General features: G+C 42.7%; 8 protein-coding genes. All 8 read left to right on the top strand.

The genetic code is table 11. From position 1 onward, the window contains the following. Positions 1 to 85 precede the first annotated feature (85 nt). The 8 genes from QZZ22_RS09750 (at position 86) to QZZ22_RS09715 (ending at position 13,234) form a co-directional block, all read left to right on the top strand. On the top strand, positions 86 to 430 hold the full coding sequence (locus QZZ22_RS09750; RefSeq protein ID WP_292464380.1) for a hypothetical protein: 345 nt from the start codon (positions 86 to 88) through the stop codon (positions 428 to 430). A gap of 281 nt (positions 431 to 711) precedes the next feature. Continuing rightward, a complete protein-coding gene (locus QZZ22_RS09745; protein WP_292464379.1) occupies positions 712 to 1,494 on the top strand; it encodes a winged helix-turn-helix domain-containing protein in 783 nt (260 codons plus the stop codon). 706 nt (positions 1,495 to 2,200) lie between these two features. Next, positions 2,201 to 3,844 (top strand): methylamine methyltransferase corrinoid protein reductive activase, encoded by a 1,644-nt coding sequence (locus QZZ22_RS09740; RefSeq protein ID WP_292464378.1) that lies wholly within the window; start codon positions 2,201 to 2,203, stop codon positions 3,842 to 3,844. Between the two features lie 139 nt (positions 3,845 to 3,983). Continuing rightward, complete coding sequence (locus QZZ22_RS09735; RefSeq protein ID WP_292464376.1) at positions 3,984 to 6,470, top strand: GAF domain-containing protein; 2,487 nt, start codon at positions 3,984 to 3,986, stop codon at positions 6,468 to 6,470. A gap of 117 nt (positions 6,471 to 6,587) precedes the next feature. Beyond that, the gene (locus QZZ22_RS09730) at positions 6,588 to 7,328 is read left to right on the top strand and encodes a winged helix-turn-helix domain-containing protein (protein ID WP_292464375.1); all 741 of its coding nucleotides are present in this window, start codon (positions 6,588 to 6,590) and stop codon (positions 7,326 to 7,328) included. A 324-nt stretch (positions 7,329 to 7,652) separates the two neighbouring features. Next, entirely contained in the window at positions 7,653 to 9,557 is a 1,905-nt protein-coding gene (locus QZZ22_RS09725) for a methyltransferase cognate corrinoid protein (protein WP_292464374.1), read from the top strand. A 138-nt stretch (positions 9,558 to 9,695) separates the two neighbouring features. After that, positions 9,696 to 11,630 (top strand): hydantoinase/oxoprolinase family protein, encoded by a 1,935-nt coding sequence (locus tag QZZ22_RS09720; protein ID WP_292464373.1) that lies wholly within the window; start codon positions 9,696 to 9,698, stop codon positions 11,628 to 11,630. Continuing rightward, complete coding sequence (locus tag QZZ22_RS09715) at positions 11,627 to 13,234, top strand: TCP-1/cpn60 chaperonin family protein (protein WP_292464372.1); 1,608 nt, start codon at positions 11,627 to 11,629, stop codon at positions 13,232 to 13,234. Before QZZ22_RS09720 ends, QZZ22_RS09715 begins: the two co-directional genes overlap by 4 nt. The last annotated feature ends 3 nt before the right edge of the window (positions 13,235 to 13,237 follow it).

Raw genomic sequence — 13,237 nt, 5'->3', positions numbered from 1 at the left:
CATATCATTGATTGCTTGTAGTAAGTTGTTATATATATTCTGTAAATGAATGGTAAAACGTAGCCATTCTATGAGGTGTAGATAAGTGCCCGAAAGAGAAAACAGATATGCTGATGATTTGTCCCGCGACGACAGGTATTCTTTTGAATTGCAGAGAAGAGGGGTTAACAAGCAGTTCTATGATGCGAACAGGATGCTTCTCTGTCCTGAATGTGGCCAGTCTTTCAGTCTTTTTTACTCACGGGCCAAGTATTGTGCTGACTGCCCGAGTCTGGCAAGGGGATGCGAGCTTGCCCGATGTATTCACTGTCACACGGAATTCCCTCTCAACAATTTCATGTCTAAGACCTCTTCACGAACTACGTCCAACTATATCGGATCTGTAGTAAAGCGGTATAATAATACCTTTGGAGAAAGGCCTGGCAGGTAACAAGAAAATAAATCTATGCACATATTTCTTATCTAATTTCCACATATCCTGCCTGGACGAGTGTCGAAGCCGGGAAAGCGGTTTTGAATCGTCGGGAGTTGGCTTTATATCGGTTAAGTTCCTAAGATTATGCTCTGTGTGATCAGGCACCTGGCTATATCAGGACTTAAGAAGTAGTTGTGCGTGATAACTATTAGCATAATATTCGGTGAAATGAACGAAAATTAATTAAGCAAGAACGTCTAAATAAATCAATAACAGTATAACGTAAGAGGATATTAATGAAAGCCGAATTAATCAGCACGGTGTTCCTTTCGGAAAAAAGAAAAAACACTCTTCTTATGTTAATGGATAAGCCGGCAACCATCGACGAAATAAAAGATTCCCTTACAGGTACCACCAGTGCAATAATGGCCCAGGTAAAGATTCTTATTGAGCAGGGCCTTATTGAACAGAAGTCCGACGAATACCGGCTGACCTATATAGGCAGGATAATAGTTAAAAAAACAAAGCCTCTCATAGAGGCACTCAATGTGCTTGAGGAGAATAAAGAATACTGGGAAAGTCGGGACATGTGCGCTATCCCCGAAGAGCTTCTTGACAGGATTGGGGAATTGGGAAAAGTGATAGTTCATGAATCGGATCTGAACCATCTCTTCGAACCACCAAAAGAATTATGCATGAGCTTAAAGCAGTCGGCAAGCGTATCTACTTATTATTCATATTTCTGCCCTACGTGTCCTTATAATTATTCTGAACTTGCCAGGAAAGAAGTGGATTTTAATCTCATATTGACAAAGTCCGTATATACCAGATTGAAAGAAGAATACACTGATCAATATAATGCAATGATGGAGTCCCGGAACTCAAATCTTTTCGTATGCAATGATGATGCGATAAGATTAGGTGCTCTCTCTGTCACAGATAATATGATGCTGCTCTCTTTCTTTAATACGCAGAGGATATTCGACCATAAAAAACTGCTCTGCTTTGATGAAAGTGCCCGTCTTTGGGGAAAAGATCTGTTTGCACACTATAAGCAAATGGCAGAGAAAGTCAAATAAATAATTTCTATTGCGCTTCCATTCTATTCTTTAGGGCATTAAGGTTTTTCTGATTCATGCTGTTGATTTTATCAAAGGTATTTATTCACCATTTACCACTGTTTTCTACCTTCTGCTGAATCCTGAACATACCATGTGTATTATTTATAGTTGGACCGGATGACACCTGTTTGATAACACATACACGGTCGTTAAATTACCAAGGGTTATTATTTATATATACATGCTAATAGCGTGATTGCCCAAATAAAGGCATGAAGTAGGTGCAGAAAAACATTTCACTAAAACTGGGTCTATCCAGTCTACCTCCATCATACAATGTGAATTGCACTTCCCTAACATTTCTGCGAATTGCGTGGTAATATCACGCAGTACTACTTCGGATTTGCAAGGCCCGTCTCCACAATATTAAGGGTCTTGCAAATCAGTATTCTAATGCACTGATTTCAGTGAAAACCTTGTTCTGATAGTTCCACCGATTAAATCAATAGCTTTGATTTTATCAATCCTGTCAATCTGGAGTTAACGCCGTTAAAATCAACCGCATTAATTTTACCATCATTATTGATAATATCGCAGCTTCTGCTTTATTACTTGAAGTTATTATTTATAGCTTAATGGCAGATTGTTTTCATACAGCATTGCATAGTCTGATGGACTAAGCGGTTTTTCAGACATTTCAATAAAGTAATACGGAGGACATCTTATGTATGGTATTGCAATAGATCTGGGCACCAGTGGTTTTCGGTTGCAACTAATAGACCTTGAATCAAGAAGTATTCTTAAGACTATAATGACGATGAAACATCCTCTTCCCGGAGGGAATGTTATCGATCATCTTGGTTTTGCCATCCAGGTTGGCGGAGATGTTGCACATAAGATAATGGTCAATACAATTCAAAAGATGTTTGATATGCTCCCCGTTTCTCCCGAGGAGGTCCGAAAAATTGCTGTGTGCGGGAATCCTATACAGCTTTCCCTGTTCCAGAACATCGAAATACGGGACCTTGCATATGCCGGCAAGAACATGCAACAAAGGCTTGGTATAGGTGAAGTGAAAAGGGGCATGAAGATCTATGACGGTATTGAGATCTTCGGAAAATCCTCCGGACTGGATGTGTGCGATCTAATCGTACTGCCATCCATTGAACATGAGATCGGGGCAGATGCCCTTGCCATGATGGTCAAGACTGATTTCATGAAGCAGGATGGTATATCCCTAGTGACCGATTATGGCACGAATGCTGAAATGGCACTCAAGGTCAATGGTAGGATAATCACTTGCAGTGCTGCAGCAGGCCCGGCTATAGAGGGACAGGGCATAAAATGCGGGATGCTTGCAAGCCCCGGTGCAATATCCGATGTTAATGAAGAGAAAGGCATGTGGAGAATCACTGTACTGGATGAACAGATGGATGGCAGGAAAGGCCATCTTATCGATCCCCTCACCGGTGTCATCTTTGAGAAAGGCGAGCTGTCCCCTCTGGGTATTACAGGCACGGGCGTGATTTCTGCTATTTCGCTTGCAATGAGCATGGGTCTGATCAAGACATTGCCACACCTCCCAAACGGAAAGCTCATACTTGGAGACGGGATCGAGCTCAGTGACAAGGACATAGAAGAAGCCGGAAAGGCTATTGGTGCCATAAGGGCAGCACATCTGACATTGCTGGTGGAGGCAGGGCTGAAATTCGAGGACCTTGAATACATGTATATGTCAGGTGCTTCAGGTACCTATGTGGATGCCGACAAAGCAAGGAAGATAGGTCTTGCACCTAAGTTCGCAAAGAAGATAGTTCAGTTTGGGAACACCTCCCTCGATCTTGCAAAAGATGTTGTGCTCGGAAACTATGAGCTGCAGGAAATACAGGAACTCGCAGACAGAATAAAAGCAGACCACATCATGCTGGCCTCAAATGAAACCTTCAAGAACATCTATGCATGTGAACTTGCATACTGGAATGAAGGTATGCCTGAGGAAGTGTATAATAGTTTCCTTGAGTCCTATAATATGCCCCGGATACCATCTCTGGAACTTAATCCATTGTTCCAGAAGAGGGTCAAAAAGGACATCTCAAGTTCAGAATCAGAAGGCATAGAAATAATGCAGGATATGGATACGATCATCGAGGAAGAGTCATTCGGATGCATGGGATGCAAGATATGTGAAAAGGAATGTCCCGAAAATGCGATAAAAATAACCAGTAAGAATGGAAGTGTATATGCAGGATATAAGGCTCACCTGTGTCTGGGTATGAGCTGTAAGCGCTGCATCCGGATCTGCCCGGCCAAAGCTATCCATTACAGGGAGATCAGGCCAGTTTCCAGCGAAGATCTGTCTGTCATGTGATTCTCCCATCTCGCTGTGAATTTGCTTTCACATGAAAGAATGATTATAGAATATAAACAAGGGGCAAATATATATCTATAAATGCCTATAGTTTTCCTGGTCAAAAAATATGGTTGGACAATTGAATCAGAAAATCAGCATGGACTCCATAATTAATAGTAGTCCGATCATTGTCATTTCAAGGAAAATCGATAAAGACTTTCCTGTAAAGTACGTATCCAATAACATTAGGCAATTTGGATATACACCTGAAGATTTCTATTCCGGAGAATTTAAATACTCTGACCTGATCCACCCGGATGATAAAAAAATTGTTTTAAAGGCTTTCAAATACCTGAATAAGCAACTTGCAGAGTTCATTCAGGAATACAGGATCATAACCAGATTTGGTGAGACGCGTTATATTGAAGACAGGGTGCACATAAAAAGTTATGACAACGAAAATGTGCATATCGAAGGAACTATCCTGGATATTACCGAGCGTAAACACTATGAACTGATCAGGCAGCAGCGTAATTCCACTAATGGGAAGCCTCTGACTGAAATATCACTTGAGGATGTTCTGGGATTGCTCGTCACCAATGCAGAAAAGGTTCGTTCCGGTCTGATATGTGCTGTTATGCTGCTTGACAAGAAAAAACAGCACATATGTAGGATAGTGGCACCTAATCTCCCTCTTTTTTTCAAGGAAGCTATGGAAGGCCTTGAAATTGGTTACGGTAACTGCTCATGCGGCACAGCGCTTTACATGGGTGAAAGGGTTATAGTTGACAGTATCGAAGAGCATCCTTACTGGGCAAGACACCGGGAAGTGGCACTGAAAGCAGGTATCAGGGCCAGCTGGGCTGAACCTATTGTGGCTTCCACCGGTGAGATACTGGGTGTCTTTGTAATGTATTTCAATGTGCCTTTTGAACCGAAAAAGGCGTGTTTTAAATATCTTAAGGCAAACGCAGACCTGGCAGCTATAGAGATAGAGCACAGGATCGTGAATGAAACTTTCAAGGAGTCCGAGCATAAGTTCAAAACTATCTTCAATAATATCAATGACCAGATATATGTAAGTGAACTGAACGGGAATCTCATAGATGTGAACCAGGTTGTTATGGATAATCTGGGATATACAAAAGATTACGTTTTGAGATCATCACCACTTGATATTGTGCCTTCCTGGTATGTTCAGCGCGCTTCTGAACTGATCAAGGTGATCGAAAGAGACCGAAAGGCTATGTATGAAGCTGCCGCGATCAGAAAGGATGGTTCAGTAATACCTTTAGAGATCAATGCAAGGATGATCGAGTATAATGGCAAGAAAACGATCTTATCGGTTGCTCGTGACATTACTGAACGTAAAAAAGCTGAGAAGGCCAAACTTTTGAATGAGTCACGTCTTGAAGCTTTGATCAAACTCAATGAAATGACAGCTGCATCTTTAGATGAGATCGCTGAATTTGCAAAGGAAGAAGCAGTCCGCCTTACTGAAAGTAAACTGGGATATCTTGCGTTCATGAACGCCGATGAAACGGCCCTTAATATGCATTCCTGGTCAAACTCGGCAATGAGTGAGTGCGGTATAAGTGATAAACACTTCATTTATCCTATAAAGACCACCGGATTGTGGGGAGAAGCTGTAAGGCAGAGAAAAGCTGTTATAACTAACAATTATGCAGCACCCAGCTCCTTGAAAAAAGGATATCCTGAAGGTCACGTTGAATTGACAAGGCATATGAATGTACCTATATTTGACGGCGACCACATAGTTGCAGTAGCAGGTGTAGGGAACAAAGATGAAGATTATAATGAATCAGATGTCCGCCAGTTGACGCTTCTGATGCAGGGCATGTGGAAACTTGTCCAGAGGAAACAACTGACTGGTGCTTTAAGCAAATACTCGGAAGAGCTCTCAAAGGCGAATACAGAATTGAGATCAGTCAACATGATCAAATCCGAATTCATTGCGGAAAATGTAAAAAAGGGTCAGGAGTCTTTACATGTTTCTGATGTGTTTGATGACGAAACACTGCATATGCTGGACGATTCACAAAAAGAGGCCATCTCCACGCTCCTGAGAAACTCGGAAAGGTTGAAGCGTCTTATCGATACAGTTTTGTACAGTAATTTACAACAATCCGGAAAAATAGAATATTCATTTGCATCTATGAATATCGGGAGTATCCTGTCTGATGCGCTACTTAACCTGATCCTGCTGATCGACGAGAAGGAACTGGTATTAGAGAAGGCCATTCCTTCAGGTCTTCCTTTGGTAAGGGGTGATAAAGAGAAACTTACAGAGGTGTTTGTCTACCTTATACACAATGCTATCAATTTAACACCTAAAGGTAATAGCATTGGTGTCGGAGTATTTGAGGAAGATGGTTATCTCCATGTAACAATAACTGATACCGGTGAAGGTATAGATAAAGAACTAATACCCCATCTTTTTAACAAGATGTATCAGGTGGAAGACTCAATCACACGAATGTATCAGGGTCTCGAATCAAGTCTGTATATCTGCAAAGACACTGTCATCGCACATCAAGGTCATATATGGGTTGAAAGTGAGCCTGGACAGGGAAGTACGGTCCATGTGAAAATCCCAAAGTGGAATGATATTGAGCAGTTGTAAGACCCGGGTTCTAATCACAAGTGTAGAATTGACAGGGCTTCTTTTTTTAATATCTGAATGTGAGGGAATAACATAAAACTTACTCTACTGGGAACACTTTTCCTATCAGATAAAAGAATGGATCTGCTTCTTTTGCTGATAGAAAGACCTATGAACATGGAGGAGATCAAAATCTCACTCAATGTGACGACAAGTGCCATGATGACCCAGATCAAAGTATTGATCGATCAGGGTTTGGTCGTTTATGACAATGATCTTTATACTCTATCACATTTTGGAGAAGTCATAGTCCGAAAAATAATCCCTTTAGTCAATACACTGCAGGTCTATTCAGATAATATCGAATATTGGGAGACCCATAACTTTGGTTCCATACCTTCATATCTACAGGACAGGGTGGAGGAACTTGGGAAATGCCAATTAATAGAGCCAGATCTGAATCGTATGTATGAATTGCCTCTTAAATTAGAAAGTAATCTGGCAGCTGCAGAATACATAATGGAAGTATCTACTTATTTTAGTCCTGCATACCCTTCTAAATATCTGCAGCTGGCAAGAAAAGGTGTAAATCTATCCCTTATCCTATCTGCACCTGTTTTTGATCGTCTCCGGAGTGAGTATGGCTCTGTATTGAAAGAATTCCTGGAACTGAGAAATGTTGATATCTATGTATATGAAGATGATATCGGTCTCGCTTCCTGTATAGTGACAAACAGGTTTTTATCTTTTTCACTTTTCTTTAAAAATGGAATCTATCATAACCATGCAATGATGAGTTTTGATGAAAGCGCCCTCAGCTGGGGTAAAGACCTTTTTGAGTATTTCAAATCTAATTCTTCCTATATAGAGAAGATGTAGCTAGGTTTAGATTCTGCAGTTTATACCTCTATTTTAACATAATCCGGAAATAAATCTAATTTTGACTGTATCCTGATTAACGATACTAATCTGATTAATACCATTAATATCACGAGTCGGGTTTCTCTGATTAACTCCGTTTACATCATTAAGTACAGTAAATAGTATTAACATCGTTAACTCTGGAATAGACGCTGATAATATTAAGAACTCCAATAAATAACCTTGAGTTATGCTATATACCTTAATTTCCTACCCTTTATTGTCAATAGTACGGAAATAAAGTACTGTTGGAAGGAAATATGTAACTCAAGGAGGTATTTTATGGAAGCTGCAATCCTAAATAAATTAGCGGAAGCTGTAGTTGAAGGCGATGACGATCTAGCAGTAGAACTTGCACAGAAAGTTCTCGATGATGGACTAGACCCTTATGAGGCGATCGTAGGTGGTCTTGCAAAGGGGATGATGATAATCAGTGACAGGTACGAAAAAGGAGAAGCATTCGTACCGCATCTGCTTATCGCATCAAGTGCAATGTATGCAGGTATGGATATCCTGAGCCCTGCAATGAAGACAGAGGGTGTAGAAAAGGCTGCCGTGGGAGTAATTGGCAGTATTGAAGGAGATGTACACGACATCGGTAAGAACCTTGTGAAAACGATGCTATCTGCATCAGGTTTCAAAATGATCGACCTGGGTGCCGATGTGCCCATCGAGAAGTTCATCGAGGCTGCCAAAGAGCACAAAGCTGACCTTATTTCCATGAGTTCCCTGATGACCACCACCATGGTGAACATGGAAAAGGTCATCGAGATACTTCAGGAAGAAGGTATAAGGGACTCACTTAAAGTAATGGTTGGTGGAGCACCCGTATCAGAGGACTTTGCAAAAGAGATTGGTGCCGACTCAACCCATGCCGATGCGATGCATGCAAGTGACTGGGCAAGCGAACACGTAAAACAGCTTGAGCCCAACCAGATAAGGTGGAATCAGGAAAAGATCAGTCTTGGTAAAGTTAAGTACAGGGAATCGCTCTCAAAGAAGAAGGTAAAGGGCAAGAGCGATATCGGACTGGAGACTGCCAGACAGATCATCGAGGAATTCGAGAAGGTCGGTGTCAAATCAAAAGAGCAGATGACCCACATGGACAGGACCCTGGCCTCAATGGGGGACAAGAAGGTCGACAGGCTACCCGTATACCCTCTTGCCTGTGGTATCATGAGAAAGTTTGCCAACCAGAGCTACAAGCAGTATGCAACTACTCCGGAAGCCTTTGTTGAGAGTGCATTCCTTGGATCAAAATATCTCGACACAGATATGTTCGTTGGGCTTATTGATCTATCAGCCACATCAGCTGACTTCGGATGCAAGATCAAGTATCCCGAAGATGATACTCCTTCCTCTGAAGGTCACCTTAAGAACTACGACAATCTTGAAGTGCCTGAGGTCAAGAAGGGAACCCGTGCATATGAGCTTGTAATGGCATCAAAAGCGGCAACAGAGAAACTGAATAAGGAACTGGACACTCCATTTGTAGGTTTCCACGAAGGGCCACTTCTCACACTTACTCAGCTCATGGGCGCAGACCGTGTGCTGATGGATATGAAAACACATCCCGATGTCGTACTTGAGGCTTTGCAGAAATGTACCGACTACATATGCCAGGTATCTGAGCTCTTCTTTGAAGAAAGTGCCTGCAATGCCCTGTGTATAGATAACCTCTGGTCTAATAATGTCATAATGAGCGAAGAGGACTACTGGAAGTTCGATGGTAAATTCGTTTATGACCAGCATCTTCCGCTCTTCAAGAAGTACGACCAGCCGTACATTATTCATAATTGTGCTGATGCCGTGCACTTTGACACCCAGATCAAGAAGTTTGGCACACAATTGTACAGCTATGCATACTATCCTAAACAGAGAGGAAAGGGTTCCCAGAACTATGCGGACCTGATCCCCAAGTACGGTGACAGTTGTTGCATGATGGGTGAGATAAATCCGGTAGACTTCATGGATGGTTCAGCCAAAGGAGTCCAGAAGATCAGGGATGATACAAAGGCTTTGATAGAGGGTGTTATTCCAGTGCTCAAGGAGAACGGCATGCAGTCCAAATATGTGATGTCCTCGGGTTGTGAGATCCCACCAGGGGGACCACTGAACACTGTCAAGGCAATGGTTGACACCGTTAAGGAACTTGGCCCGCAGCTGCAGAAAAGCATCATCGGATAAAATAGGCGCATAATATCCTATTTTATCTTTTTTATGTAGTTAAGTGAGGTGATCGATGATAAATTAGGGCTTATATCCGAAAAGGCGGCATTCTGCCGCCCTACCTTCTATCGCTTCATTAAGGAAAGGTGAATAATAATGAATCTGGGACTTGGTATTGATACAGGCGGCACATACACTGACGCTGTTATAATGGATCTTGCAAAAGGCAGGATCATCGATTCTTGCAAATCATTGACAACTTATCCCGATCTGGTAAAGGGCATAGAGTGTACTCTTCGCGGGTTGAAGGAAGAATATCTTAAAGAGGTTAGTTTTACTTCCGTATCTACAACTCTGGCAACGAACACAACCCTCGAAGGTAAAGGCTATCCTGCAGGCCTCATACTTATCGGCTATTCGATAAACAAGGAATTACCCACAGACTACGTGCTTTCTATTGAGGGGGGACATGATTCTGATGGAAATGAGCTACGTTCACTGGAAGGTCTGGATAGTGTGAAGGAATTTGTGCTGCAGAATCGGAATAAGGTCGCAGCATTTGCTATCTCCTCTTACTTTGGTGTGAGGAACCCTGACCATGAGATCATGGTGAAAGAATACATCCGTGAGCTTACAGACCTGCCCGTTGTCTGCGGGCATGAACTTTCCCTCAGCCTCGGAGCCTATGAAAGAGCAGTCACTGCACTGCTGAATGCTCAGCTTATACCTGTGATTGACGATTTCATTAAATCCATATTATCTGTAATGGAAAAGATGGGCGTTAATTCAACTTTGATGATGATGAAGTGTGATGGTTCACTTGTCAAAATAGAGGAGGCCCTTGAAAAACCTGTGGAATCTATATTTTCAGGTCCTGCAGCAAGTCTGGTAGGCGCTGCACATCTGACAGGCCTTAAAACCTGCATTGCCCTGGATATTGGCGGTACGAGCACCGATATTGCAATGATACGTGATGGAATACCCATAGTAAATGATACCGGAGCTGTCGTTGGTGGCTGGAGCACCATGGTCAAGGCTATAAAAATGGACACTTCCGCTCTTGGAGGAGATAGCCATGTATGGGTGCAAAAGAAAATGTTCATCGGTCCAAAGAGAGTGATACCTTTATGTCTTGCTGCAGCTGAATATCCCGGCCTGATAGATAAACTGGCCAAAGTGCACGCATTTTCTCCCCGCATGATGACCGATATAATGCAGCCGACTTCATTTTTTATCAGCAGGGGTATTGACTCTTGCTGTATGAAATTATCTGAACTTGGCCATGAGGAATTAAAGGTACTGGAAGCCATTGGAGAATCTCCATGTTCGCTGTCGGATATAGAGGAGCGGACGAAGATGCATCCCCTGATGTTTATCGATATCCTTCGGTCACTTATCAGGAAAAGATATGTCCAGCAGATCGGCTTTACTCTTACGGATGCGTTACATGTCCTCGGGGAATATGGCGAATGGAACAGAACTGCATCTTTCATGGGCGCAGACATACTTGCCGGTTATCTGAAAATGGGAAGGGATGAATTCTGTTTAAAACTTAAAGAGGAATTCCAGAAGACCCTTGCTTTGCATATGGTCTCTTATTTCAGTTCAGGTGTGAAGAAGGACGAGATCAAAAAATTCCTTGAGTGCTCTGATCTTATTATGTTCAAACCTAAAATCCCTATTGTGATGGTAGGTGCCCCGGTGAGAGCCTACGAAAAGGAACTGGGCCAAATAATGGATGGTGACATCCGGATTCCGGATCACTATGAAGTCGGTAACGCAGTGGGAGCACTTGTAGGTGATGTCATATACAGGACAGAACTGCTTATCAGGCCTTCTTCGGCAGGCAGTTCAAGTTATGCTCTCTTTTCAGACAAGGGAAGGCATATCTTTGACAATCACCAGGGTGCTGTAGACCATGCAGTTGCACACGTAGAGAAATCAGTTACAGAATACATGAAAGGTTACGGACTAAGCATGGATAATGTCAATTTTGAGCTTCATAAGAGCGATATTGGAAGCATGGGCACGCTTCCGCTTGAAACAAAGCTTGTAGGTATTGCTGTTGGCAGTCCCAGGAGGATTGCATGAGCACTATGATGGCACAACAGGGAGGCATGCATGAACTGGACAGTATGGATGCCCTGCGCCAGAGCGTACGCAATCGCATTGGAATAACAGGCGACGTGGAAGAGGATGAACTGCTACATCATATGGAACAGGCTTCCAGGGACATCAAGGACCTCTTTGCTTCCTCTTTCGGACCATGCGGGCTGAATAAGATCATAATCAGTCCCACGGATGATATTTACATGACAAGTGACGGAAAGACCATCATTGAAGAGATAGACGTGCTGCATCCGGTGGTCACATCCCTGAAAGAGCTTGCAAGGTCTATGGACAGGGCATGCGGTGACGGTACAAAGACAGCAGTCATCCTTGCTGCATCACTTATTGAGAATGCTGCCAGACTTGCAGGCGACGGATTACATCCGACGACCATTATAAAGGGCTATCAGCTAGCCCTGAACAAGGCTTATGAGATTCTTGAATATGAGAGCAAACAGGCAGTTTCTGAGGAAGAACTGCATTCTGTAATAGAGAATGCCAGCCTGAGCAAAGGTGTAGGAATCCGACAGGCCCGGATGATAACAGAGATTGTATTGAAAACACTTACAAAACTTAAAGATCTGGATGATGATGCCCACATTGATCTTAACGAGTACGTAAAAGTTATCAAAAAGGTAGGCGGCCCATCGATGGAATGCATTTCAGGCATCGTTCTTGATGAAACGCCCGCAAGAGATGATATGCCTCGTCATTTCAAAGACGCGCGAATCCTTATATTGAACTATAATGTGAAATTTGAGAGCAAGATCATTAATTCCCAGCATAACATAAGGATCGATGGCTTTGACAACTCCATGCTCCTGCGCAATGAACAGGAAAGAACAGTGAAGAATCTTGCAAAAAAAGTAATTGATTCAGGAGCTGATGTGGTTCTTTGTGAAGGAAGCGTTGACGGAGCAGTCGAAGATTCACTTGCAAAGCAAGGCATCCTTCTTTTTAACAAACTGAAGATGAAGGACCTGGAAATGATATCAAAAGTAACAGGTGCCGGTATCATTTCCATTAAGGATGACATTCTGCCCGAAGACCTTGGTTTTGCCGGCGAGGTGAATGTTGAGAAGAAATGTGATGAATACTTCCTGTTCCTCTCTGCCAGTGAACAACTGATATCCTCTATCCTGATATGGGAGCCATTCAGGTATGGTCTTGAAAAGATCGAGGAAGCAGTCGATGATGCGCTTAACAATGCTGCGTTCCTGCTGAAGAATCCTCTTGTAGTCAATGGTGGAGGAGGTATCGAGTTCGTGCTCGCGCAAATGATCCGGCGATACGCATCCACTATAGTGGGAAAGGAGCAGCTTGCCATAATTGCATATGCTGATGCTCTTGAGGAGATTCCCCGAATACTCTCACGCAATGCGGGACTCAATGAAACGGATGCAATGGTAAAGATGCGCGACTACTATAACCGTGGTGTGGACTGCAGGATAGATAGTTCACGAAAGGTTGTCGAGAACAGTCCTCCTGTCTATGAGTCTTCAAGCATGAAAAAACTAGCTGTTATTGCGGCAACCGAGGCTGTTAACAGCGTACTGCGGATTGATAAGATACTATTGAAAAAATAGTTT

It is taken from the genome of Methanolobus sp., assembly GCF_016278365.1.
Classification (GTDB): domain Archaea; phylum Halobacteriota; class Methanosarcinia; order Methanosarcinales; family Methanosarcinaceae; genus Methanolobus.
Note: the sequence above shows the minus strand (reverse complement) of the source record. Positions and strands in the feature narration are given on the sequence as shown.